The sequence below is a fragment of the Sphingobium sp. FW305-3-2-15-F-TSA7 genome (assembly GCF_058787155.1).
Genome location: NZ_JBYSZM010000048.1, coordinates 17,935 through 43,133 on the forward strand (window position 1 = coordinate 17,935; position 25,199 = coordinate 43,133).

Sequence of the window (25,199 nt, forward strand, 5' to 3'; positions counted from 1 at the left end):
GCTTCGCTTCGCTCGCAATGACGGCCGAGGGATTCACCACCCGCCGGCATTACGGATCCGGTCGATCGCCCGCATCGAATGGACAAAATCATCCTCCGGCAACAGGAATGGCCGGCCATCGAGCAAGGTGTCGCAGATCGCGTGCAACTGCGCGGTCCAGCTGCTCGGTCCGGGCACTTCCTCCACCTCGACCACGCCGTCGATCCGCGTCTCGAGCCGATTGCCGCGATGGGGAACCACGATCCCGTCGGCAAGCAAGGTCCCGCGATCGCCCTCGACGGACAATTCCATCACGACAGGCTTGGTGAACGAACTCGAAATCTCGGCGACCACATCCCGGTCGAAACGCAATCTTGCCGAAACATCGGCATCGACACCGTCGACCAGATCGGCGGTCACGGACTCGATCTCGAACGCCTCGCCCAGCAACCTGCGACAAAAGGCGAGCGGATAGACGCCGAGATCCATCAGCGAGCCGCCGCCCTGCGCGGCATCCCAGCGGAATTCGCCCGGCGTACGCGGCAGCGGAACGTCGAACCGCGCGACGACGCGCCGGATCGGGCCGAGCGCCCCACCCGCGACGATCGCCGCGACCTTGCGGAACAGCGGATGATGCGGCGAATGCATCGCCTCGAACACGCGAACGCCATATTGCCGCGCCAGCGCGAGCACGTGCTCAGCCTCGTGCGCATCAAGTCCGAACGGCTTTTCGACGAGCACATGCTTGCCGTGCGCGATCGCGCGCGCCGCCCATTCGGCGTGATGCGCGGGCGGCGTCGCGACATAGACCAGATCGATCTCGGGATGGGAGACCAGAGCCGCATAATCGGCCGCGACGATCCCGACACCATGTTCGCGTGCGAAGTCCGCCGCCCTGCCGGGATCGCGCGCGGCGATCGCGGCCAGCACCGCGCGCGGCTCCGCCGCGACCGGATCGACTATGCCCGCCTTGGCGATACGCGCGGCGCCCAACAGGCCGATGCGCAACCGCTCCATCGTCCGCCCCTATGCCGCCGCGGACTGCGCACCAGCCGATGCGGCCCGGCGCCGGCGCGGCTTGTTCTCAAGCGCCGCCAGCGAGGCACGGATCGATACGCGCATGGGTTCGCCCGTCTCGAAGAAACGGTCGAGCAACGCATTGAGGTGATCGACATCGCCGGCGACGATCGCGTCGACGATCACGCGATGCTCGGCATGGCTGTCGCGCTCGCGATCGGTCGCCATGTCGGCGCAGAGATTGACGTAGCGCTCGGCGCGATCGCCCAGGTCGCCGACGATGCCGATCAGCAACGGCGATCCGCAGCCGGACAGGATCTCATTGTGCAGATTCTTGTACGCATATTGCCACAGCTCGCGATCTTCGGGCTCAGCATCGGTCATCACCTTGCGGATCTTCATCGAGCGATGCAGCGCCAGCACGACGCGCTCCTCCCAATCCTCGTCACCACGCTCCACCGCCATCGTCAGCGCCAGATGATAGGTGCGCTGATAGATGTCGATCAGATCGGCATAGTCGGTCGATGATATGCCGGCGACGCGATACCCCTTCTGGTGCTCGTGCACGACCAGCCCGCTCGCCGAAACCAGCAGGATCGCCTCGCGCACCGGACTGTGGCCGACATTGTAGAATTTGGTGAGCTGCTCGACCTTCAGCCGTTCGAGCGGCTCGAACACGCCGCGCACGATGTCGCGCCGCAACCAGTGCGCCGCCGCCTGGGTGGGATTGGTGCGGACATCGATTCCGGCCTGAAGGCGAGGATCCTTGAAGGTTGCAACGGAAACCAGACGTGCCACGGCAGCTCTTTCGGTTGACGGATAATGTGTCACCTTAAGCACCGCCGGGGCAGGATGAACAGTCTCTTGCGAAATCGCCGTCGATTTCCTCGATTCGATCGAATCCTTAGAAGTTAAGCGAGAAACCCAGGCCGATCACCCGCCTCGCCTCGTACAGCGGATATTGCTGCGTATTGCCCGCGCTGCCAAGCACGGTGCCGCCGATCGTGGTCGCGAAATTCTTGTCGGTCAGGTTCCGCCCGAAGAGCTGGACTTGCCAGAAATCGTCGCTGCTCGCGATCGCGATCGATGCGTTGACCAATGCGTAGCGCGGCTGGATCAGCGGATCGAAGACCGGGAAGCCCTGAGCGGTGGCCGAGCGATAGTTCATATTGGCATTGAGCTGCAGCTTGACCGGTCCGCCGCCCAGCGCATCGACATAGCTGGCCTGGAGGTTGGCGGAGAATTTGGGGGCATGCGGCAGTACCGTGCCCGAAATATCCTGCTGCCCGCCGACACAGCCCTGCGCGGCGGTTTGCCCCGGATAGCATTGCGCGTTGGGGAAGCTCTTGAAGGTGGCATCCATATAGGATGCGCTGGCGCTGAGCGTGAAATCGACATCACCGCGCGGCCGCCAGCTGATGTCGCCTTCGACGCCGTTCGATTCGAGCTTGGCCGCGTTGATCAGATAATAGATCGAGGTCGGCCCCGGCGCGCGCGCCGAAATCTGATAATTGTCGACGGTCAGGTGGAAGGCGGTGAGATTGACCGTCAGCCCCGCATCGGGCCAACTCGTACGGACACCGAGTTCCCAATTGGTCGGCCGTTCGGGATCGACATTGCGCAGTTCGGGAAAGCCGATGCCGGTATCGTAACCGCCCGCCTTGAAGCCGCGCGTGACCGTCGCGAAGACATTGGCGTCCTCGCTCAGGTCATATTGCGCACCGAGCCGCCAGACAAAGCCGGTATCGGTTTTCTTCGCCTGCGCGAACTGGGTGGCGCTGCTGCGCGTGTCGAGCCGCAGCTTGTTCGCGGTCGCGGTCTCGCTGAGCCAGCGCGCGCCCGCGATCAGCCGGAAATTCTTCGCGACGTTGATATTCGCCTGGCCGAACACCGCATAATTGTCGGTCGTCGCATTGTTGGTGACGACACGGCCGGCATAGGCGGCGGCGCTCGACTTGTTGTCCTGGTACGACACCGAGGTCACGGCGCTGTGGAAATAGAAGACGCCCGCGACATAGTCGATCAACCCGCCCTTGGGTGATGTCAGCCGCAATTCCTGCGAAAATTGCCGCTGGTCGAAATCGGCGTAATTGACGTCGTAGATATTGGTGGGCGAGCTGTCGGTATCGAGCCCGTCGATCGTGTGCCACGAACGGAAGGCCGTGATCGAGCTGATCGCATAGCCGCTGTCGGTCTCATACTCATTGTCGAGCGAGACGCCCCAGCTGTCGATATCCGAGCGGACCAGACCGTTCACGTTCTGCTTCTCGTTGGTCGGCGACGGCACGATGCCGGCCGCGATCTGGCTCGCCTCGATCGCATTGGGCGGCACCGTCACCGAGCGCAAAGTCCAGATGCAGCAATCGGAACGCCGTCGCCACCAGTCGCCGATCAATGTCGAGGTGAAATTGCTGCCCGGCGTCGCTTCGATCTTGCCGCGGAAACCGTAATCGTTGCGATTGTTGAGCCGGCGCCCGTCGAACACATTCTCGACATTGCCGTCACGCTTGTTGAGGCGCGCCGAGAACAGGACACGGACATCGTCGCTGATCGGGCCGGTGACGAGCCCGGAGAATTTGCGCTCGTTGAGCGGCCAGGCCCAGCTGCCCGTCACCTTGCCTTCCCAATGATCGGAGGGGCGGCGCGTGACGACGTTGATCACACCCGCCGACGCATTCTTGCCGAACAGGGTGCCCTGCGGGCCGCGCAGCACCTCGATCCGCTCGATATCGGGAAGATCGGCAAGCGACGCGCCCGACTGACCAAGCACGACGCCGTCCATCACATAAGCGACGCTGCCCTCGACCGATTCCGAGGAGAAGGATGTGGTGCCGATGCCGCGGATATAGAAGCCGAAGCTGCGTGGGCCGGCGGCGTTGAGCACCTGCACGCCCGGCACGATATATTGAAGGTCGGTCGCTTCGTTGAGGTTGAGCGCCGAGAGCGTCTCACCGCCCACGACGGCAATCGAAATCGGCACGTCCTGCAAGCGTTCGGCCCGCTTCTGCGCGGTGACGACGATATCGCCGGGTTCGGACGCGGTCTCGGCCGCCTGGGGCGCGGCGCTTTCGGCCTGGCCCGCCGCGAATGCCGGGGCCGCGATCAGGGCAAGCCCGGATACCGTTCCACACAGCAAGCCGCGACGAAGACGCGCAAATTCCGACGACAGAATCCAGGTGCCGATCATCCCACCCCTCCCTGATATTCGATTCGTATATCGTTATTAAGATGAATTTCGACCGAATATTGACGAATGTCAATTGCTCGATCGCAAACCGCCCTCAATCGCCGGCATGAACGACCGCCAGCCGACGTTCGGCCAGCTCGCGCGAAATCCGCTCATGCTCGCCACGCCGCAGCGGGTGGAGCCACATGGCGATAGCGGCGATGACCAGGCCGATCGTCGGAAAGACGGTGATGATCAGCTTGATGCCAGCCAATGTTTCTGGGGTTTGCGCGACATTGGGCACATAGCCGACCAGATCGAGCGTGACGCCGAGCAATCCCGCCGCGACGCCGAGCGCGACTTTCTGGAAGAAGATGCCGAAGCCGAAGATGAAGGATTCGGCACGGACGCCCGAGCGCCATTCGCCATATTCGACGGTGTCCGGCAGCATCGACCAATAGGTCATGTTGAGGCCCAATATGGCGACATGGAGGAACAGGAACATCAACGACGCACCGACGACGTCGCGGATATCGAGCAGAGCGAAGATCGCGAGACCGACCAGCGCCCATCCGGTGGCGGTGAACCATGCGCCGCGCTTTCCCGTCACTTTGGTCACATAGACCCAGCTCGGAATGATCAGCAGCCCGGCGGCGGACTTGATCGAGAGTGCATAACGCGCGCTGCCCTCGTCATGGACGAAATATTTGAAATAATAGAGCACCGACTTGCCGATCACCGTGCTGCACAAAGCGGCGGATGTGATCGCGACCATCACCAGCCAGAAAGCGCGGTTTACGCGGATCGAACGCCAATAATCGCGCATGCCCGGCATCGGCTGATCGTCGGACGGCAACACCGGCTCGCGCGTCGCGAGGAAGACGAGCGGCAGGATCGAGGTGGAGACGAGCGCGATCGTGCAGGCGGCATAGAAAAAGCCCCGCGCCTGATCGCCGCCGCCGAAGGTCGCGACCATCGGCTGGGTGAGAAAGGATATGGTGAGGCCCGCCAGCGTCGCGAAGAACATGCGGAAGCCGGCAAGCCCGTTGCGTTCGTCCGAACTGGTCGTGATCCGCGCGGTCAGCGACGAATAGGGGATCGAGACGGCGGTGTAGGCGATGCGGAAGATAAGGTGGGTGGCGAGCACCACGCCGATCAGACCGAGCCCGTCGAGACCGGGTTTCCAGTAAAGCGCGGCGAAGGAGAAGCCGAGCGGGATCGCGCCGATCAGGATCCAGGGTCGATAGCGCCCCCAGCGCGTGCGCGTGCGATCCGCCACCGCGCCCATCACCGGATCGATCGCACCGTCGAAGATCGATGCGATCATATAGATGACGCCCGCCGTCGTCGCCGGCAGGCCGACGACATCGGTATAATAATACATCAGGAACAGCGAGATGCTCTGCCAGTAGAGGTTGCAGGCATAGTCGCCGATCGCGAACCCCGCCTTGCGCTTCATGCTGAGGCGCGGGGCGCCCTGCTCGCTCTTGAACACGCCACTCTCCTCACCTGCATCGCCTTGATGCTTATTTTCGATATAAATTTGCCTTGACGATGTGTTTTCGATCCATTTTTATGGTCATCGATCAATTTGAGCAAGGTTGAACATATGCGCGCCGGCCGCAACCCGCATCTTCCGACAATCCGCATCGAAGGCCCCCGCCTGGTCGATGCCGACGGCCGACAGGTCATGTTGCGCGGCGTCAATCTGGGCGGCGACTGCAAGGTGCCATGGCCCGATGGCGGCACGCAGCACCCTGGTGATTTCGCGGATCATCGTACCGTCTCGTTCGTCGGGCGCCCGTTTCCGATCGCGGAGGCCGACGCGCATCTCGGCCGGCTCGCGCATTGGGGCTTCAACTGCCTGCGCCTGCTGACCACCTGGGAAGCCGTCGAACATGCCGGGCCGGGTCTGCACGATCAGGCCTATCTCGACTATTTCACCGAAATCTGCACGCGCGCGGCGCATCACGGCCTCAATCTTTTCGTCGATTTCCATCAGGACGTATGGAGCCGCATGTCGGGCGGCGACGGCGCGCCGGGCTGGACCTTCGAAGCGGCCGGGCTCGACTTCACCCGCTTCCATGCGGCGGGCGCCGCCCATGTGATGCAGCATGTCTATGACTATGCGAGCGAGACCGGGCGTCAGTCCGATTACCCCCAGATGAGTTGGGGCGGCAATTACCGGCTGCCCGCCAATGCGATCATGTGGACTTTGTTCTGGGGTGGCCGCCTGCTGACGCCCGACCACCGCGTCGATGGCGAGAATATCCAGGATTATCTGCAGCGCCATTATCTCGGATCGATGGATGCGGTCGCGGCGCGCCTGCGCGACATGCCGCATGTCCTGGGTTTCGACACGCTCAACGAACCCGGCACCGGCTGGATCGGCGAGGGGCTGAGCTACCGGCATGTCGCGCCGAGCGCGGAAAACACGACGCGCGCACGGCCGGGCAAGGCGATGTCGGCGCTCGATGGCCTGGCGGCGGCGCGCGGTTTGCCGGTCGAAGTGCCGATCCTCAGGCGCAATGCCCAGACCAGCATCGCGGAACCCGCGGGCTTCGCCGTGGTCAACCCGCAAGGCATCTCGATCTGGCGCGACGGTGTCGCCTGCCCGTTCGAGGCGGCAGGCGCCTATGGGGTCGAGAATGGGGTGGCCGTCGCACGCGACGAGGAATTCTTCCGTACACGCGACGGCCGGCGCATCACCATTTCGGAGGACGGTTTCGGCCCGCTCTTCCACCAGGTCGCGCGGACGGTGCGTGCGCATAATCCGGACTGGCTGGTTTTTGCCGAACTCGACGCGATGGGCGCGGCGGCGGGCCGGCCCTTCCCCGTCGATATGCCCGAACGAACCGTCAATGCCAGCCATTGGTACGATGCCTCGACGCTGTATCTGAAGAGCTTCGACCCGCAGAATTCGTTCGATTTCGTGACCGGCGCGCGCGCGGTTGGCGAAGAACAGGTGCTCGCCCGCTTCATCGACCAGATGAAGCACAAGGCCGCCCCTGCCGCGCGTTTCTCGCCGCAAGGCGCGCCCTCACTCATCGGCGAGTTCGGCATTCCCTACGACCTCGACGAAGGCGAAGCCTATGAGGCCTGGGCGCGCGGGGAGCGCGATGCGGCGATCTGGCACAAGCATATCCTGCTGCTCGGGCTGATGTACGACGCGCTCGACGCGCTGCAGCTTCATGCCACGCAATGGAACTACACCGCGTCGAACCGCAACGATCTGCGGATCGGCGACAATTGGAACCAAGAGGATCTGTCGATCTTCTCGCTCGACCAGCAGGAGGATCCCGCCGATCCCGATTCCGGCGGCCGTGCGATCGCGGGCTTCTGCCGCCCCTTTGCCCATGCCGTCCAGGGCCGGATCGCACGGATGCATTTCGACCGCGCATCGCGCCGCTTCACGCTCCAGTTCGACGCCGATCCCGCGATCACCGCGCCGACGCGGATCTATGTGCCGCGCAGCCGATATCCCCAAGGCTTCTCGACGCGCGCCATCGGCGACGATAGGGCTGGCATCGTCGTATCGGACCAGTTCGTGCAGATCGATGCGGCGCGGCCGGGCCGGATCGAGATCGTCATCGAGCCGCAGCCCGCCGGCTGACACATGCACGCGGAACCGATCGCCATGCAGTTCGACAGCTTCGCCACCCTGCCCGATCTCGTCCGACTTCATGCACAGAGCGCCGGCGCGCATGTCGCGCTGGTCCATGGCAAGGCCCAGCTCGACTATCGCGCACTCGACGCGCGTATCGACCGGATCGCCGCCGGCTTGCAGCGCGACGGCATCGGCAAAGGCGACGTCGTCGCGATCGTCGCGGCAACCTCGATCGATCATGTCGCGCTGTTCCTCGCGATACTGCGCGCCGGCGCCGTCGTGGCGCCGATCGCCGCCTCGTCGAGCCCCGACGCGCTGGCCGCGGTGATCGCGGACAGCGGTGCGAAACTGGCGTTCGTCGATACGACGACAGGCGCGCGCTTCGCCGATGCCCTGTCCGACGCGACGGTCATAGCGCTCGACGAGGATACGCCGGTCGGCACGCCGCTCTCCGCCTGGCTGCCCGCTGAAGGTGCGGTGCCGATACCCGTACCGCTGGCGCCGGACGACATATTCAACATCATCTATTCTTCGGGCACGACCGGCAGCCCCAAAGGTATCGTGCAGGATCATGGCATGCGCTGGCAGCATGTGCTGCGCGGGCGGATGGCCGGTTATACCGCCGAAGCGATCGCAATCATCTCGACCCCGCTCTGCTCGAACACGACATTGGTCAGCGTGGTGCCCACGCTCGCCAATGGCGGCACGCTGGTGCTGATGGAGAAGTTCGACGCGCGGCGCTTCCTGGAACTTGCCGAGCGCCACCGCGTCACCCATGCCATGCTCGTGCCCGTCCAGTATCGGCGGCTGATGAACGATCCGGAATTCGACCGTTTCGACCTGTCGGCGTTCCGCATGAAGACCTGCACCAGCGCACCCTTTGCGGCCGAGCTGAAGGCGGAGATCCTTCGGCGCTGGCCGGGCGGGCTGATCGAGATCTACGGCATGACCGAAGGCGGCGGCACCGCGACGCTTGCCGCGCATCTCCATCCGGACAAGCTCGACACGGTCGGCGTGCCGGTCGAAGGGCATGTCATGCGCGTGATCGATGAGGATGGCCGCCCGCTTCCGCCGGGCAGCGTCGGCGAGATCGTCGGCCATTCGCCGCTGATGATGAAGCATTATCACAATCGACCGACGCAGACGCGCGACGCCGAATGGTTCGACGAGCAGGGCCGCCGCTATATCCGCACCGGCGATATCGGCCGCTTCGACGAGGACGGCTTCCTCACCCTGCTCGATCGCCGCAAGGATGTGGTGATCTCGGGCGGCTTCAACGTCTATCCGTCCGACATCGAGGCAGTGATGCGCGACCATCCCGCGGTCGAGGATGTCGCGGTGGTCGGCATGCCGTCGAGCGAATGGGGCGAGACGCCGGTCGCCTTCATCGTCCGCCGCGCCGGGGATCGGACGCCGACGACGGAGATCCGCAGCTGGCTCAACCAGCGCGTCGGCAAGACCCAGCGGATCAGCGACATCGTCGAGATCGACGCACTGCCGCGCAGCGAGATCGGCAAGGTGCTCAAACGCGAATTGCGCGACCTCGCACTCGACCATGACGGGCACCGGCACCGGATGCACCGGAACGACGGAACGACCATGTGACGACACGCAAGGCCGGGATGACGGCGTGCTTGTGGCTGCCCTATTATTTCCATAGTCTGCGATCAGGTTAGAAATATCACATCGGGCGTGCATCCGCCGGATATCGGAAGCGAGGTGGATATGGCCGATCGCGTCGAGGCAGATTCCGACAACACGCGCCTGTCCCTGGCATGTCGATGACCGCGCCGGCCACCGAGCCCGTCCTGCGCCGCGCGCTGGGGCGGCGCGACGTCGCCATGCTGACGGTCGGAAACGTCATCGGCTCCGGCATCTTCCTGGTTCCCGGCACGGTCGTGACCGCGTCGGGCATGAGTGTGGGGCTGGCGCTCCTCATCTGGGCGATCGGCGCCGCCCTGGCCCTGTGCGGCGCGCTCACCTATGCGCGGCTCGCGGAATCCCGGCCGGAAGCGGGCGGCGTCTATATCTATATCCGCGACGCCTTCGGGCGGACCGCCGGCTTCCTGTTCGGCTGGATGATGCTGTTCGTCGGGATTTCAGGCGCGATCGCGACATTGGCGACCGCCTTTGCCCGCATCGTCTCCCGACTTTTCGTGCTGCCGATCGGGCCGACCGCGATCGGCCTGCTCGTCGTGCTCGCCATAGGCCTGGCCAATTGCGCATCGATCCGGCGATCGGGCGACGTCCAGAACTGGACGGCATTGTTCAAGCTGCTGCCGCTGATCGCGATCGCCATCCTGCTGCTGGTGCTGCCGCTGCCGATGCACGCCAATGCCGGCGGCGCATTGCAGGCGCCCACCACCGTCAACATCTCGGTCGCGCTGATCGCCGTGCTCTGGGCCTTCGAGGGCTGGCAATATGTCACCTACAATTCCGGCGAAGTCGCCGATCCGGGACGCACCATCCGGTTCGGCCTGGTCGCCGGCGTCGTGGTCCTGGGGGTCACCTATATGCTGGTCACGCTTGCGGTCAGCCTGTGGCTGCCGCCCGCCGAACTCGCATCGGCGCCCAACGTGATCGAAGCCGCGCTGAGGACGGCGGACCTCAATCTGATCGCCAACACCATCAGCGTGATCGTGCTTGTCGCGATCGTGAGCGCAGCGCATGCCACGCTGCTGAGCGGATCGCGCCTTGTCTATGCCATGGCCGTCGACGGATTTCTGCCTCATGCGCTGGCCGGGCTATCCGCGCGGACGCGCGTGCCGCTGCCTGCCGTTCTCCTCTGCGCGATCATCGCCGCGATCCTGACGGCGCTCGGCTCGTTCGACGCGCTGCTCGGCTATGTGGTGGTGACGAGCTGGCTCTTCTACGGGCTCGCTGGGCTCGCGGTCTTCCGCCTGGCTCCAGCCGGCGGGGGACAACGCTTCGGTATCGGCGTGAAGATCGCGGCCACGCTGTTTGCGGCCGGCGCGCTGCTCGTGATGATCTCGGCCCTGTTCACCGGACCGCCATCGGCACGCTATGGCCTGATGATCGTCGCCGTCGGCTGGATCGCCGCGCGCGCCTGGTTCCACTGGCGCGATCGGCAGCAGCCCGCGTGACGATCAGGCCGCGGAGACCCGACTGTCGATGCGGCCCTTGGCATCGGCTGAAATGGCGATGCGCGCAGCCAGCATCTCGGCCACCTGCGCCTCAGAATAACCGATCTCGGCCAGCAGTTCGCGGGTATGTTCGCCCAACCGCGGTGCGGAGCCGCGCCGGATGCCGGGCGTGCCCTTCAGTCGGGTGAGCATGCCGATTTCGCGGATATGGCCATACATCGAGTCATGCTCCTCGACGACGCGGCCGGTCTCGAGCGCCCAATCCTCCCACAGCACCTGATCGATCCATGAGGTTTCGCGCGCGATCTCGGCGGGCGCTCCGGCCGCGTCGAGCTCGGCCTTGGCCTCTTCGGAGGTGCGTGCCGCGAAGAATGGAGCGATCATGCCGGCCAGCAGGACATCGCCCGCGTCACGATCGCGGACGGTGGCGAAGGATGGATCGGTCACCAGCCCCGGCTGCCCGATCGCCTGTGCCAGCGCGGCGAAGCGGCGGTCGTCGCGGCACGAGATGCAGACAAAGCCGTCGCGCGTCCGATAAAGCCGGTCGAGCGCGTTGAAGCCCATCTGATCCTTGTCGAGCCTGAGGCCATAAACGACCTGACGATCGGCATCGAGGAAATGCTCGGCGGTGGTGAACAGGCTCGAATGGAGTTGCGGACATTCGAAATAATCGCCCGTCCCGCTGTTCCGCCGGCTCTCCAGCGCCATCAGCACGCCGATCGCGCCGAGAAAGCCGTTATTGTAATCCTCATTGCCGAACACCGAGCGCGTCGGCGGATTGCCCGCCCCGCCGCCCTCGCGCAGCAGGCCGGTCCAGCCGCTGAGCAAGGGCGCGAACGCCTTGAGCATCGCCTTTGGTCCCTTCGAACCATAGCCGGGCAGATAGCCGTAGAGCAGCCCCGGATTGAGCGCCGCCATCGCTTCATAGCCGATGCCGAGCTTGTCGGCCTTTCCGGGGCGAAGATTGTGCAGCATCACGTCCGCGGTGGCGACGAGCTTGCGTGCGGCCTCCAGCCCTTCCGCGCGCTTGAGGTCGAGAACGATGTCGCGCTTGCCGCGTTGCGCCGCGCCGAACACGTCGGGCAGCGGACGCATCTGGTCGCCATCGGGTGTCTCGATCTTGACGACGTCGGCGCCGAGATCGGCCAGCAACCGACCGCCATAGCCGACCGCGAAGAAGGAGCTGAAATCGACGATCCTGACGCCTTCGAGCGGATATTCCAGACTGCGGCCGCCGCCGCCCGGCGCCCGCCTTTGCCGCGTCAGCAACGCGTCGAGTTCGCGATTATGTTCGCCGATGCGCGGCGCCGGCGTCGGCATCGCCGGGGCCGCCTTTGCAAAACGATGAACGGGGCCCGCCTGATAGATGGTGCCGAAATCGGGATCGGACAGCGCGATGCGCTGGCCGACGAATTCGACCTGATCGTCAAGCAATATCTCTGCTGGTTCGAGCACGGGCAGCGCCGCGACGTCGGTTTCATGGAACAGGCGGATCCACTCGTCGCGCGGGCGGGCCTTGAACGCCTCGAAGATATCGACACGCGCGGCCTGATATTCGTCCTCGCTCAGCGGCACCGCCATTTCGGCGCCCTTGATCGCCTGGATCCTGTCGCCGAAACCGAGCACGTCCATCGCGCGCTTGAAGCCGCCGGGACCCCCGGTATGCATCTGGAGGAACAGCCCGTCGCCGCATTCGAACATGCCGGTGGTAAGCCGGACGCTGCCGAACCGGTCGACGGCGCCGCTGTCTCCCTTCTTGATGTAGGAGATGCCGTCTTCCTGCCACCAATTGTTCATCGGCGACTGGGCAAGCATCGCATCCATCAGCGATGCTTCGACTTCCTGGCCGATACCGGTCTCGCGCTCGGCACGCAGCGCAGCCAATATGTCGATGACCGCGAGGAACGCCTGACCGTAATGCAGCGCCGGATAACCGAGATAGACCGGCCCGTCGCGAAACGAGCTGCGCTTGTCGATCATCGTGCCGAGCAGTGCCGCGGCAAGCGACTCGCCATAGGGCCGGCCGGCAAAGGGCGTGTCCTCACCATAAGCGGTGAGCAGGCAGACGATCAGGCCGGGATTGATCTTCGCCAGCGTCTCGCGGTCGAGCCCCAGCCGCTTCGCCTCTGCAGGCTCGAGCGAGAGGATCAATATGTCCGCACTTGTCGCCAGTTGCCGCAGCATGTCGCGGCCTGTCTCATTCTCCAGATCGATCTCGACGCTGCGCTTGCCGCGATCCCATGATTTTCGCGTCAGGTCGTTCGCAAAATAGGCGCCGCCCACCGGTTCGACCTTGATCACGTCCGCGCCATGATCGGCCAGCAGCATGCCGGCGATCGCGCCCGGCATCACCTGCGATGCCTCGATCACGGTCAGAGTCTCGAGCGGGCCCGGCATATCGTCTCTCCTATTTCCCGCACGCTACCCAATTTAGCACTGTAGTGCAATATTTGTGAATGCCGGCCCTTGTCCATCACTTCGCCGGTGACAGCGACTCCCGTGCCCGTTGCCGGATATAATGCTGCACCCCCTGCGCCTCGCGCTCGCTGAGATTGTCGAATTGCGGCATACCGTTCGCGCGCAAGGCACCGCCACGGACGACCGCGTTGAACGAGTCGAAGTCCAAAGGCGTCGCCGCCTTGCGCAGATCGGGCGCAGCCCCGCCGCCGACCATGCCAGCGCCGTGACAGATCACGCAGCTGGTGTTGAAGATGCCGGCGCCGACCTTGGCCAGTTCGGGATCGATCTTGAAATCGGGATCGTCCTGGACCGGCATTTCCTCGGGCTGGAAAGGCGGCAACACGGCCTTGCCCCCGATCGCGAAAGTGAGCACGCGGCGCTGCTGGGTCTCGTAATTCCAGTTGGGCTTGCCCGCGAAGCTGCTGCGCCAGCCGGTGATCACCGTGATATATTGACGGCCGCGCACGCTATAGGTGATCGGGTGGCCGAGAATACCGTTCTGGGCGTCGAATTCCCAGACCTTGCGCCCGGTATCGGCGGCATAGGCGACGAGATGGCCGGTATTGAGCCCCTGGAACACCAGATTGCCCGCCGTCGCCATCGTGCCCCCGTTGAAGGCGCCGTTCTGCGGCACGCTCCACCGCGCCTTTTGCGCGACGGGATCCCAGGCGATCAGCTTGCTTTCGGGTGGCGGCGACGTGATCCCCGGCGGCGGCGCACCCAGCCCGGTATTGACGAACATGCCGGGTTTGTACTGCCATTTGGACAGGTCGCCGACGGGATCGACGAAGACACGGCCAGCATCGGTCGCGGGCAGATAGACCAGCCCGGTCTTCGGGCTGAACGACATCGCCTGCACGCCATGCGCGCCGAGCGGCCAGGGATACATCAGGAAGGGCTTGCCGCCCGGATAGCGCGCCTCCGGATTCTCGACCGGACGGCCGGTCTGCAGGTCGATGCGGTCGGCCCAGTTGACCTTGGCGAATTTCTCGGCGGAGAGCAGCTTTCCGGTCGCCCGGTCGATCACGTAGAAAAAGCCGTTCTTGGGCGCATGCAGCAGCACCGAACGCATCTTCCCGTCGATCTCCAGATCGGCGAGTTCGATATCCATCGCATTGTTGAAGTCCCAGCTGTTCCCCGGGTTCACCTGATAGTGCCAGACATATTCGCCGGTATCGGCGTCGAGCGCGACGATCGACGACAGGAACAGATTGTCGCCGCCGCCGGGGCTGCGGATCTTCTGGTTCCAGGGCCAGCCATTGCCGGTGCCAAGATAGACGCGGTTGAATTTGGGGTCGTACGCCATGGCGCCCCAGACATTGCCGCCGCCGCCGAACTTCCACCATTCGCCGGTCCAGGTCTTGGCGGCCATCTCCATTGCCTTGTTCTCGAATCCCTTTGAAGGATCCCCCGGCACGGTGTGGAAACGCCAGACCTGCTTGCCCGTTGCCTGGTCATATGCGGTGACATAGCCGCGCACCGGCCCGTAATCCGCGCCGCCGAAACCGATCATCACCTTGCCCCTGAACACCCAGGGCGCGCCGGTGATATAGGCCGAATCCGCCTTGTCGAGGGTCTGCACGCTCCACAGCGGCTTGCCCGTCCGCGCGTCGACCGCGATCAGCTGGCCGCCGATCGTGCCCGCGAAGATCTTGCCATTGTCATAGGCGATACCGCGAATGCCCCAGCCGGCACGCATCTTGTGGCCGGCGGTCTGCCACGCCTCCGGATCATAGGTCCACAGCAGTTTGCCGGTCGCCGCATCCATCGCATGGAGAACGCTGTAGCCGGTCGCGAAATAGAGAACACCATCGACCGCGAGCGGCGCAGTGAAGGAATTGAAGGTGGCGAGATCATGCGACCAGACCAGGCCGAGCTCCCCGATATTGCCGTCGTTGATCTCGGTCAGCGGGCTGAAATGATCCTCGTTGTCGGTGCGCCCGACACGCATCCAGTTCGCCCCATCCTCCGGAGTCGCGGCGCTCGACGCGATCGCGCCGCCGCCCGTGGCCTGACAACCGTTCAACGCCCCGGACGCCAGCGCCAGGATGGCGAAGGCCATGATTCGGCTTTTGCCCATCATCGTCATCCTCAACTCCAAGATGTTGTCATGGCTGCTTAATTCTAATCATTCGTGCAGAATCTACCCGGAGTGGGCGATATCACGAAAGACAGGAGAGAACAGATTATCGCCTGAAAATCCAGCCGCAAAGAGCGGATTGACAGGGGGCGGCTTCTTCCCTTAAAATTGCACTCAAGAGCAAAATTACGATTTTGGGGAGGTTGCCATGAAGCATACCAGGACCTTGCTTACCGGTACCGCGATCGCACTGCTTGTCGGTGCACCGGCAAACGCCCTCGCGGCACAGGACGCCGCGCCCGCCGAGCAGGCGGCCGACGAGACGGCACCGACCGACATCGTCGTCACCGGCACGCGCATCGTTCGCGACGGCTACACCTCACCGACCCCGGTGACGGTCGCCACGACCGAAGATCTGTCGAAGACGACGCCGACCAGCATCCCCGATGCACTCAACAAGCTGCCCCAGTTCCAGAACTCGCTGAGTCCGTCGCGCACGGCCCATAATTTCTCGGCGATCCCGATCCACGGCAACGTGCTGAACCTGCGCGGCCTGGGAACACCCAGCAACAATCCCAAGGGCCCGCTCCGCACGCTGATCCTGTTCGACGGCATCCGCGTGCCGCCGACGGCCTATCCCGGCACGATCAACACCGACGTCCTGCCGCAGCTGCTGATGCAACGCGTCGACGTGGTCACGGGCGGCGCATCCGCGCAATGGGGTTCGGACGCGGTCGCCGGTGTCGTCAATTTCGTGCTCGACAAGAATTTCACGGGCATCAAGGGCGTCGTCCAGGCCGGCGTGTCGGAGCGCGGCGACAATGAGAGCCAGCGCATCGGCGCGGCCGCCGGCTTCGAATTCGCGGAGGGCAAGGGCCATATCCTGCTCAACGCCGAATATTTCAACACCGGTGGCATGTACAAGGAAGAGCGGGTTTACGGCCGGCAGGGCTATAATTTCGTCGGCTCGACCTCGACCGCGCTGGGCGCGCCCGGAACGGCGGCGAACCCCTACACGATCGGATCGGACATCCGCATCTCCGCGCTGGCGGCCAATGGCCGCATCACCGCGTCGAGCGTGACCGGCAATCCCTTTATCGGCCGCGTCATCAACACCGACGGCAGCACGCGCCCGTTCAACACGGGATCCCCGGTCGGCACGACGGGCTTCCAGTCGGGCGGCGACGGCTACAAGATCCAGAGCCATACCCATGCGATCACACCCGCCGAGAATATCCAGACCTTTGGCCGCCTGGCCTATGATCTGACGCCCGACATCACCGCCTATGTCCAGGGCGGATGGTCGCGCGCCAGCCTGAAATACACGACCCAGACCAATGCGCTGGTTCCGCCCTCGGGGGGCGTCAACATCTACAAGGGCAATCCCTATCTGTCCGCCGCACTCGATGCCTCGCTGCCGACCGCGGCCGACTTCATCACCGTGGGGCAATATGATGCGGGCCAGCCCCAGCCGATCTCGCGCGAGCAGACCGATTACTGGCTGGCGACCGCCGGCCTCAACGGCAAGCTGAGCAACCTCAACTGGTCGGTCAACTACACTCATGGCCAGTCCAAGCACGCGATGGATAATTCGGGCCTCTACAACTACAAGCGCCTCTATGCCGCGACCGATGTGGTGCGGAATCCGACAAACGGCCAGCTGACCTGCCGCGTCCTGCTCGATCCGGCCGTCGCGTCGCAATATACCGGCTGCCAGCCGCTCGACGTGCTGCACGGCGACCCGTCCACCTCGACGCCTGCGGGCTATGCCTATGCGACGGGCACATCCAGCTATCGCGCGACGATCAAGCAGGATTCGGTCACCGCCAATCTCAGCGGCAGCCTGTTCGAGCTGCCCGCCGGCCCCGTCGATTTCGCGATCGGCGCCGAATATCGCAAACAGTCGTTGCACCTTGCCAGCAATGCCGATCCGGCGACGCTCGCCGGCGCGACCCCGGCCGAAACCGCCGCGATCCGATCCAACTATTTCGCGGGCCTGCGCGGCGTGCCCGGCGGCGCGCTTTATTACTGGCTGACCAATGTCGGCTCGGCCAATGGCAGCCTCAACGTCAAGGAGGCCTATGTCGAGCTGGCGGTGCCGATCCTGAAGGACACGCCCTTTTTCCGCGAACTCAGCATCAACGGCGCCGCCCGCATCACCGACTATTCGACCTCGGGCACAGTCAAGACCTGGAAGGTCGGCGCGACCTGGAAACCGATCGACGATCTGCTGCTGCGCGGCACCTATTCGCGCGACATCCGGGCGCCCAATCTGTTCGAGCTGTTCGCCGGCCTGCAGAGCGGCATAGGCATCGTCAACGACGTGCGCAACGCCGCCGGCACCTATGGCAGCGGCCAGAATGTCAACGTCAACAGCGTGACGGGCGGCAACCCGAACCTGAAGCCGGAGACCGCCAAGACGCTGACACTGGGCGCGGTGCTCTCGCCGCGCTTCCTGCCGGGCTTCTCGCTGTCGGTCGATTATTACAAGATCGATGTGCAGAATCTGATCGACTCGCTCACCGCGCAGCAGATCCTGACCAACTGCCTCAATGCCGGCGGATCGGGCGCCGCGGAATGCGCACTCATCGATCGCGCGACGCCCACGACCTTCCCGTCGCTGGTGCGGATCGTGCCCGCCAATATCGCGTTCCTGAAGACCGCGGGCTTCGATATCGACGCCAGCTATCGCACCGATCTCGGCAATGGCCGGCTCTCGGTCCGGCTCTACGCCAATTATCTCGATCGCTTCGACAGCCAGCAATATGCCGGCGCGCCGATCGCCCATTATGCGGGCGTCAGCGTGGTTTCGAGCAATCCGGCGGGCTATCCGCGCTGGCGCGGCAATCTGTCGGTCGACTACACCAACGGGCCGTTCGGCGTGACCGTGACCGAGCAATATATCGGCAAGATGCGGCTCGACATTCCGGGCAGCGCGGCGCGTATCGCCTTCACCGATCCGCATGTCTCGCCCGTGTTCTACACCGACCTGTCGCTGCGCTTCACCATCCCCGGCATGGGCGGGAACATGGAGATGTTCGGCACGGTCAACAATGTGTTCGACAAGCAGCCACCGCTTATTCCGGGCACGGTGCCGGGCGTGAACATCGCAACCAACATCGCGGTCTATGATTTCGTCGGCCGCGCCTATACCGCGGGCGTCCGTTTCAAGTTCTGACGTGACCGTGCGGCTTGCAGCGCTCGCCGCAGCCAACCTTCTCCTCGTGAGTGCGGCGCCGGCCGAGCCGGTCGCCCGCACCACTCTCGGCCTCGTCCGCGGTACAGCGCGTGACGGGGCCGCCTTGTTTTCGGGCATCCCCTATGCGGCACCGCCCATAAAGGAACGGCGCTGGAAAGCGCCCGTCCCCGTCCTTGCATGGCGCGGCGTGCGCGACGCCACGGACTTCGGACCGGACTGCCCGCAACCCGCCAGGAACGGTGCGGCCAATCGGCAAAGCGAAGACTGCCTGACGCTCAATGTCGCGACGCCCGATCCGGCCGCGAAGAAGCTGCCCGTTCTCGTCGCCATCCATGGCGGCGCCTATTTCGTCGGTTCGGGCCGCGAGCCGTTCGGTCGCGGAATCCCCGGGATCGTGAAGGACGGCGTGGTGCTGGTCTCTCCCAATTACCGGCTCGGGCGGCTGGGCTTCTTCGCGCATCCGGCCCTCACCGCGGAAGCGCCCGGGGCGACGGCCAATTACTGGCTGATGGACCAGATCGCCGCACTCAAATGGGTACGCGCGAATGTGGCACGCTTCGGCGGCGATCCACAGAATGTCACCATCATCGGCTGTTCAGCCGGTGGATCGAGCATCAACGCGTTGATGGCGTCGCCCGAAGCACGCGGCCTGTTCGCGCGCGCCAGCGCCCATTCGGCCGGCGGGTTGTTCAACGCGAACAGGACGCTCGCACAGGGCGAGGCGCAGGGTCTGGCCTTTGCCGGCCGGGTCGGCGCGACCGGCAAGGACGCGGCCTCGCTGTCGGCGTTACGCGCGCTGAGCATATCGCAGATCCTGGCCGGCGACAGCGGTGCCCCCGATTTCGGCGCTGTCGTCGACGGCACATGGCTGCCGCGCCCCTTGTCGATCGCTTTCGCACGCGGAGACATCACCCGGGTGCCGCTGATCAGCGGATCGACCAGCAACGAAGCCAGCGTGTTCGGCCTGATGGGTTTCGACGCGGCAGTGCTGGCGCAGCGCTTCGGCATCGACATGGCCGCGGTCGCGCCGGCCTATGGCCCACTCGATGCCAAGGAACTGCTCCGCCAGGTCCAGACCGATTTCATCTTCACCGCCGCCGCGATGGGCATGACCGCGATGGCGGTGAGGACCGGTGCGCCGGCCTGGTCCTATCATTTCGACTATGTGAACGAGGCCCGGCATGGCGCCGTTCCGGGCGCCGCGCATTGCGAGGATCGCGGCTATTGGTTCGGCACGCTGCAGGATCCGGCACCGCGCGATGCAGCGGTGGGCAGGATGATGCGTGGCTATCTGCTCAACTATGTGCGCAGCGGCGATCCGAATGGCCCGGGGCTGCCCGTGTGGGATCAGTCGGCCGCCGGTGCGGTAAGCCCGCTGCTCATCGGGTCGGAGACGGCGATGGCGCCGGGATTTCGAGCGCGTCAGCTCGCGCCATGGTACGCAAAATGGGAAGCGGAGACTGGCGAGACGCTGGGGATCGTTCGCGACTGACCGACACCAATGTCATTCTGGCTTTCGCCGGAATGACATTGGTGTCGGCGTAGCGCTACTCGACGATCTCCAGCGCCCGCTCCGGACACGATTTGGCGCCACGCCACGCGCGTTCGGCGTCGCCCTCTCCCACCACGATATCGCCCGGCAGGATATAGCCGTCATCGTCGAGGATGAAGATGTCGGGGGCCATCGCCGCGCAGCGCGCATGGCCCTGGCATTTGCCGGGAACGACCCGGATCAATCGCGCGCTTCTCATGACCAGTCGAGCTCCAGTTCCTCGATGCCGAAGACATGGCCGCCGAATGTGAGCGGCGCCGTGCCGGGCTTGATCCGGAAATCGGGGATGCGCGCCAGCCATTCCTCCAGCCCGATCACGATCTCACGCCGGGCGAGATGCGATCCAAGGCAACGATGCGGCCCGTAAGCGAAGGCGACATGGCGATTATCCTCGCGCTCCAGGTCGATCGTATCGGGGTCGGGAAACTCTCGCGGATCGCGATTGGCGAGCATCGTCGGGCACGAGATATAATCGCCCGTGCGGATCGGCGCGCCATGGAGATCCATGTCGCGCGTCGCGACGCGGACGAGCTGGACGGTGGGATAGGCGCGCAGCAATTCCTCCACCGCCAGCACGATCCGCGACGGATCGTCGCGCAACGCGCGCTGATCCTCGGGATGCGTCGCGAGATAGTTGAGATCGAAACCGATCGCGGCCGCCACCGTGTCCAGTCCGGCGATCAGGATCAGCACGCCGATGCCGCGCACCTCGCGGTCGGTGAGCTTGCGGCCTTCCACCTCGGCCTGGACGACGAAGGTCATGAAATCGTCGGCGGGCTCGCGCCGGCGCAGTTCCGCCAGCTCGTCGATAAAGGCGACGATCTTGCGCGCCGCCGCGGGCCGCTTCACATCGTCGCCATGCAGCTGATCATTGGCCCATTCGACGAATTCGTCGAGCCGGCTGTCGGGCAGCCCGATGAAGCGCAGGAAGATGTTGACCGCAAAGGGAAAGGCGAAATCGGTCATGACGTCGCAATCGGTGCCCTTCGCCTTCACCGCCTCGATCAATGCGACCGCGCGCTCGCGCACCGCGGCCTCCATCTGCATCACCTTGCGCGGCGAAAAGAGCGGGTTGAGCATCGTGCGGTATGCGGCATGGCTCGGCGGATCGATCTCGAGCGGGATCATCGGCCAATCCTCGCCCAGCGCCGAGGCAAAAATCGCGCGATGGCTGGAGAAGCTTTCCGCATCCTGGAGCACGCGGCGCTGGTCCTCCGCGCGCGTGATCACCCACGTGCCCCTGCCCGTCCGCGTATTGTTGGGCGAATAGAAGATGCGCGGTCCCTGATGGAGATGGCTGATCGAAGCCTGCGGATCGCCGCCGCGCGTCGGCGGCATGCCGGGCGAGGTGAACAGATTGAAGTCGCCGACCATTTCGGGCGGAACATGCGCGGGTATTTCATTTGCGGCGCTTACCATGCATCGCTCTCCTGCGGTGCTTTGAAGTTGGTCGCAGCCTATCGCAGTGCGACGAAAATGAAAACAGAAATTGCATTACAGTGCAATTTTGCTATCGCTGGACCGTCAAGAGCATGCCGTGATCCGCGGAAAGCGGATCGCATGCTCCAGAGTCATGTTTGGCGCGATTTTCGAGTCGTTCGATGAGCCCATCGAACTATAAATCGCTCTAAGGAGGGATGCCGGTGTTCGATCTGTTGAAAGGCGTGCGCGTCATCGAGTTCGGGATCCTGCTCAACGGCGATCACCTGGGCATGCTGCTCAGCGACCTCGGCGCCGAGGTAATCAAGGTCGAGGAGCCGCTGAAGGGCGATTATCTGCGCGACATGCTCGGGCAGATCACGCCGCACCACAGCCCCGCGCATCTTCAGGTCAACAAGAACAAGAAAAGCGTGACACTGAACGTCAACACCGAAGCGGGCCGGCACGCTTTCTTCGAATTGCTCAAGACCGCCGACATCTTCGCCGACGGGCTGCGCGGCGGTGCGTGCGACGCGATGGGTATCGGTTACGAAGCGCAACGCGCGGTGAAGCCCGACATTATCTATATGGCAAGCACCGGTTTCGGCATGACCGGCCCCTATACGCGGCTCGGCGCGCATGGCTATTCGATGGCAGCGGTCGCGGGCGGCCTGCCCGCGGCGAAGGACGAGGACGGTTTTGTCGACCGGACCGAGAGCACCGACCTGTTCGGCGGGATCAAGGCCAGCCCCGGCGCCGGGGGTCCCTTTGCCGTCATGGCGGGGCTCGCCGCCTTGGTCAGGCGCCAGCGGACGGGCGAAGGTGCCTTCATCGACGTCGCGACGTCGGACTGCAATCTGGCGGCCTCCTGGCTGGCGACCGTCACCAATCTCAATTACGACCGCCTCACCGACCTGACCGGCATGGCGCCGCGCGGCGTGGCGAACGAGGGCTGGCCGGCGGGCTCGGTGCTCTATTCGCTCTACGAAGCAAGCGATGGCCGCTTCATGATGTTCGGCGCGATCGAGCCGAAATTCTGGTATAATTTCTGCGATGCGGTGGAGCGCCCCGAGCTGAAAGAGGCGATCCGCACCGACATCCCCGTCGATTACGGCGTCGAGGCGCAATGGCTGCGCCCGGTGCTACGCGACATCTTCCAGACACGCAGTTCGTCCGAATGGACCGCGCTGGCGCTGGCGAGCAATATCCCGATCGCGGTCGCCAACACGCTCGACCAGGTGCCCGAGGATCCGCACAACAAGGCGCGCGGCATGTTATTCGAAGCGGAGCATCCCGGCGCCGGGCCGATGACCTATCTGCGTTATCCCGCGATCGTCGACGGCGCGCGGAGCGGCGTCGAAATTCCAGCTCCGGCGCTGGGCGAACATACGCAGGAAGTGCTTTCCTCGCTCGGGCTTTCGGCCGATGAGATCGCCGCGGCGCAGGTGACGCCGCCGCGCAAGCCGAAGCAGGCCCCATGATCGAACCCGAAGACCATCCCGAGATCCGCGAAGCCGTCCGCAAGCTGTGCGCCGGCTTTCCCGGTGAATATTGGCGCGCGCTCGATCGCGAGCGCGCCTATCCGACCGACTTCGTCCGCGCGCTGACCGAAGCCGGCTGGCTGAGCGTGCTGATCCCAGAAGATTATGGTGGATCGGGCCTCGGCCTGGGTGCCGCGGCGGCGATCCTCGAGGAGATCCATCGCTCGGGCTGCAATGGCGGCGCCTGCCATGCGCAGATGTATACGATGGGCACATTGCTCCATCACGGCTCGGCGGAGCAGAAGGCTGAGTGGCTGCCGCGTATCGCCACCGGCGAGGTAAGGCTCCAGGCATTCGGCGTCACCGAGCCCGGCAGCGGCACCGATACGACGCGGATCGCCACCACGGCGCGGCGCGACGGCGACCGCTACATCGTCAACGGCCAGAAGATCTGGATCAGCCGCGCCGAGCATTCGGACCTGATGGTACTGCTCGTCCGCACCACGCCACGCGACCAGGTCACCAAGCGTACGCAGGGATTGAGCGTGCTGCTGGTCGATATGCGCGCCGCGATCGGCAACGGCCTGACCATCCGCCCGATCCGCACGATGCTCAACCACGCAACGACCGAATTGTTCTTCGACGATCTCGCGGTGCCGGCGGAGAATCTGATCGGCGTCGAGGGCGAGGGATTCCGCTACATCATCGACGGCATGAATGCCGAGCGCGTGCTGATCGCCGCCGAATGCATCGGCGACGGACGCTTCTTCATCGACCGCGCCAGCGCCTATGCACGCGACCGATCGGTGTTCGGGCGGGCGATCGGCGAAAATCAGGGCGTCCAATTCCCGATCGCGCGCGCGCATGTCCAGCTCAGCGCCGCCGCGGCGATGGTCGAAAGGGCCTGGAGGATGAGCGAAGACGGTCGCCCCTTCGGCACCGAAGCCAATATGGCAAAGATGCTGGCGTCGGAGGCGTCCTGGTTCGCGGCGGATATGTGCGTGCAGACGCATGGCGGCTTCGGCTTTGCCGAGGAATACGACATCGAACGTAAATTCCGCGAGACGAGGCTTTATCAGGTCGCGCCGATCTCGACCAATCTGATCCTCAGCCATGTCGCGACGCATGTGCTGGGGTTACCCAAGTCATTCTGAGCCGATCGCCGCCTGCCACGGTCGCCCCGCATCTCGGGCCGACCGACCTGGCCATGGTGCTGATCGTCAATATCGCCTTCGGCCTCAATCTGGTCGCGATGAAAGTCGTCGTCGACGCGACGGCGCCGTTTCTTGCCGTGGCGGTGCGGATGGCGATCGTCTTCCTGTTGTGCGCGCGCTACTTTCGCCTGGTTTCGGGCAAGAATGGCTGGCTGGCGCTTTATGGGCTGCTCAATGGCGGGCTGTTCCTGCTGATACTCAACCTTTCGCTGATGGCGACGAGCAATGTCGGCGCGCTGGCGATCGCGGGGCAGCTCGGCGTCCCCTTCTCGCTGCTGCTCGGCGCGGTCATCCTGCGCGAACGACTGTCGGCGCGGAGACTGGCCGGCGTCGCGATCGCCTTTGCCGGCGTGGTGATGCTGGTGTTCGATCCGCATGCGGCGCATGAACTGAAAGGACTGGCGCTGATGGCCGCCGCCTCGTTCCTGTGGGGATCGGGCACATTGGTCCAGCGCCAGCTCGGCGGCATATCGATCATGAACATCCAGGCCTGGAACGGGCTGATGGCGGCGATCGTGCTCGCGCCCTTCGCGCTGACATTCGAACGCGACGCGATCGCCGCATTGCCCGATATCGGGCTGGTGCCGCTGGCCTGGCTAGGCTTCAGCTGCGTGGTCGCGACACTGATCGGCCAGGGGCTGCTCGCCCATCTGCTCCAGCGTCATCCGATCTCGTCGGTGATGCCGCTGCTGCTGCTTTCACCGGTCGTCGGCGTGGCCGGCGCGTCGCTCTATTTCGGCACGCCGATCACGGCGGTGATGATGGTTGGCGGGTTGATCACCTTGGCGGGGGTGGCGTTGCTGACATTGGGTGGCCGGCGGACGGGTTGAATTCGCCCTCCAATCGTCATCAACTCAGATGCTGGCGAGCTGATCACGAAGCTTAGCGTTAGCGATGATGATGAGTTTGCGCATGGTTGCG

General features: G+C 64.6%; 16 protein-coding genes. 8 read left to right on the top strand and 8 right to left on the bottom strand.

The window, feature by feature from the left end:
- Window positions 1-33 precede the first annotated feature (33 nt).
- The 4 genes from AC3WN8_RS27510 to AC3WN8_RS27525 form a co-directional block, all read right to left on the bottom strand.
- A complete protein-coding gene (locus AC3WN8_RS27510) occupies window positions 34-996 on the bottom strand; it encodes a Gfo/Idh/MocA family protein (protein WP_492672710.1) in 963 nt (320 codons plus the stop codon).
- A gap of 9 nt (window positions 997-1,005) precedes the next feature.
- On the bottom strand, window positions 1,006-1,794 hold the full coding sequence (locus AC3WN8_RS27515) for a GntR family transcriptional regulator (protein ID WP_492672711.1): 789 nt from the start codon (window positions 1,792-1,794) through the stop codon (window positions 1,006-1,008).
- Window positions 1,795-1,900: 106 nt separating this feature from the next.
- Window positions 1,901-4,183 carry a TonB-dependent receptor gene (locus tag AC3WN8_RS27520; protein WP_492672712.1) on the bottom strand — a complete coding sequence of 761 codons (2,283 nt, stop codon included), beginning with the start codon at window positions 4,181-4,183 and terminating at the stop codon, window positions 1,901-1,903.
- Window positions 4,184-4,277: 94 nt separating this feature from the next.
- Window positions 4,278-5,657, bottom strand: coding sequence for an MFS transporter (locus AC3WN8_RS27525; RefSeq protein WP_492672713.1), 1,380 nt, complete (start codon window positions 5,655-5,657; stop codon window positions 4,278-4,280).
- Window positions 5,658-5,771: 114 nt separating this feature from the next.
- On the opposite strand from AC3WN8_RS27525, the gene AC3WN8_RS27530 reads away from it, so the two are divergent.
- The 3 genes from AC3WN8_RS27530 to AC3WN8_RS27540 all read left to right on the top strand — a co-directional run bounded on the left by AC3WN8_RS27530 (window position 5,772) and on the right by AC3WN8_RS27540 (window position 10,873).
- Window positions 5,772-7,775: a cellulase family glycosylhydrolase gene (locus AC3WN8_RS27530; protein ID WP_492672714.1), complete on the top strand. Its 2,004-nt coding sequence runs from the start codon at window positions 5,772-5,774 to the stop codon at window positions 7,773-7,775.
- A 3-nt stretch (window positions 7,776-7,778) separates the two neighbouring features.
- On the top strand, window positions 7,779-9,374 hold the full coding sequence (locus tag AC3WN8_RS27535) for a class I adenylate-forming enzyme family protein (protein WP_492672715.1): 1,596 nt from the start codon (window positions 7,779-7,781) through the stop codon (window positions 9,372-9,374).
- Window positions 9,375-9,550: 176 nt separating this feature from the next.
- Window positions 9,551-10,873, top strand: a complete 1,323-nt coding sequence (locus tag AC3WN8_RS27540; protein ID WP_492672716.1) for an APC family permease — start codon at window positions 9,551-9,553, stop codon at window positions 10,871-10,873.
- Window positions 10,874-10,876: 3 nt separating this feature from the next.
- On the opposite strand, the gene AC3WN8_RS27545 is transcribed toward AC3WN8_RS27540, so the two are convergent.
- Both AC3WN8_RS27545 and AC3WN8_RS27550 read right to left on the bottom strand, forming a co-directional pair.
- On the bottom strand, window positions 10,877-13,270 hold the full coding sequence (locus AC3WN8_RS27545; RefSeq protein WP_492672717.1) for a CaiB/BaiF CoA-transferase family protein: 2,394 nt from the start codon (window positions 13,268-13,270) through the stop codon (window positions 10,877-10,879).
- A 76-nt stretch (window positions 13,271-13,346) separates the two neighbouring features.
- Entirely contained in the window at window positions 13,347-15,413 is a 2,067-nt protein-coding gene (locus tag AC3WN8_RS27550) for a PQQ-dependent dehydrogenase, methanol/ethanol family (RefSeq protein WP_492672718.1), read from the bottom strand.
- Between the two features lie 208 nt (window positions 15,414-15,621).
- Between AC3WN8_RS27550 and AC3WN8_RS27555 the strand changes: the two genes are divergently transcribed.
- Both AC3WN8_RS27555 and AC3WN8_RS27560 read left to right on the top strand, forming a co-directional pair.
- On the top strand, window positions 15,622-18,591 hold the full coding sequence (locus AC3WN8_RS27555; protein ID WP_492672719.1) for a TonB-dependent receptor plug domain-containing protein: 2,970 nt from the start codon (window positions 15,622-15,624) through the stop codon (window positions 18,589-18,591).
- A 1-nt stretch (window position 18,592) separates the two neighbouring features.
- The gene (locus AC3WN8_RS27560; RefSeq protein ID WP_492672720.1) at window positions 18,593-20,104 is read left to right on the top strand and encodes a carboxylesterase/lipase family protein; all 1,512 of its coding nucleotides are present in this window, start codon (window positions 18,593-18,595) and stop codon (window positions 20,102-20,104) included.
- Between the two features lie 55 nt (window positions 20,105-20,159).
- Here the strand turns inward: AC3WN8_RS27560 and AC3WN8_RS27565 are convergent, their stop codons facing one another.
- Window positions 20,160-20,363, bottom strand: a complete 204-nt coding sequence (locus tag AC3WN8_RS27565) for a ferredoxin (RefSeq protein WP_492672721.1) — start codon at window positions 20,361-20,363, stop codon at window positions 20,160-20,162.
- Window positions 20,360-21,583, bottom strand: coding sequence for a cytochrome P450 (locus AC3WN8_RS27570; RefSeq protein ID WP_492672722.1), 1,224 nt, complete (start codon window positions 21,581-21,583; stop codon window positions 20,360-20,362). The genes AC3WN8_RS27565 and AC3WN8_RS27570 overlap by 4 nt, the downstream gene beginning before the upstream one ends.
- 224 nt (window positions 21,584-21,807) lie before the next feature.
- Here AC3WN8_RS27570 and AC3WN8_RS27575 point away from each other — a divergent pair, with 224 nt between their 5' ends.
- Genes AC3WN8_RS27575 through AC3WN8_RS27585 form a run of 3 tightly spaced genes read left to right on the top strand, consistent with a single transcriptional unit; the run spans window position 21,808 to window position 25,108 of the window.
- The gene (locus AC3WN8_RS27575; protein ID WP_492672723.1) at window positions 21,808-23,064 is read left to right on the top strand and encodes a CaiB/BaiF CoA transferase family protein; all 1,257 of its coding nucleotides are present in this window, start codon (window positions 21,808-21,810) and stop codon (window positions 23,062-23,064) included.
- Window positions 23,061-24,218: an acyl-CoA dehydrogenase family protein gene (locus AC3WN8_RS27580; protein ID WP_492672724.1), complete on the top strand. Its 1,158-nt coding sequence runs from the start codon at window positions 23,061-23,063 to the stop codon at window positions 24,216-24,218. The genes AC3WN8_RS27575 and AC3WN8_RS27580 overlap by 4 nt, the downstream gene beginning before the upstream one ends.
- Before the next feature lie 53 nt (window positions 24,219-24,271).
- Window positions 24,272-25,108: a DMT family transporter gene (locus AC3WN8_RS27585; RefSeq protein WP_492672725.1), complete on the top strand. Its 837-nt coding sequence runs from the start codon at window positions 24,272-24,274 to the stop codon at window positions 25,106-25,108.
- The last annotated feature ends 91 nt before the right edge of the window (window positions 25,109-25,199 follow it).

Excerpts from the sequence above, each read along its gene's own strand:
- AC3WN8_RS27510 (WP_492672710.1), bottom strand. The coding sequence starts at position 996 with ATGGAGCGGTTGCGCATCGGCCTGTTGGGCGCCGCGCGTATCGCCAAG.
- AC3WN8_RS27520 (WP_492672712.1), bottom strand. The coding sequence starts at position 4,183 with ATGATCGGCACCTGGATTCTGTCGTCGGAATTTGCGCGTCTTCGTCGC.
- AC3WN8_RS27530 (WP_492672714.1), top strand. The coding sequence starts at position 5,772 with ATGCGCGCCGGCCGCAACCCGCATCTTCCGACAATCCGCATCGAAGGC.
- AC3WN8_RS27535 (WP_492672715.1), top strand. The coding sequence starts at position 7,779 with ATGCACGCGGAACCGATCGCCATGCAGTTCGACAGCTTCGCCACCCTG.
- AC3WN8_RS27540 (WP_492672716.1), top strand. The coding sequence starts at position 9,551 with ATGACCGCGCCGGCCACCGAGCCCGTCCTGCGCCGCGCGCTGGGGCGG.
- AC3WN8_RS27545 (WP_492672717.1), bottom strand. The coding sequence starts at position 13,270 with ATGCCGGGCCCGCTCGAGACTCTGACCGTGATCGAGGCATCGCAGGTG.
- AC3WN8_RS27550 (WP_492672718.1), bottom strand. The coding sequence starts at position 15,413 with ATGGGCAAAAGCCGAATCATGGCCTTCGCCATCCTGGCGCTGGCGTCC.
- AC3WN8_RS27555 (WP_492672719.1), top strand. The coding sequence starts at position 15,622 with ATGAAGCATACCAGGACCTTGCTTACCGGTACCGCGATCGCACTGCTT.
- AC3WN8_RS27565 (WP_492672721.1), bottom strand. The coding sequence starts at position 20,363 with ATGAGAAGCGCGCGATTGATCCGGGTCGTTCCCGGCAAATGCCAGGGC.
- AC3WN8_RS27570 (WP_492672722.1), bottom strand. The coding sequence starts at position 21,583 with ATGGTAAGCGCCGCAAATGAAATACCCGCGCATGTTCCGCCCGAAATG.
- AC3WN8_RS27580 (WP_492672724.1), top strand. The coding sequence starts at position 23,061 with ATGATCGAACCCGAAGACCATCCCGAGATCCGCGAAGCCGTCCGCAAG.
- AC3WN8_RS27585 (WP_492672725.1), top strand. The coding sequence starts at position 24,272 with ATGGTGCTGATCGTCAATATCGCCTTCGGCCTCAATCTGGTCGCGATG.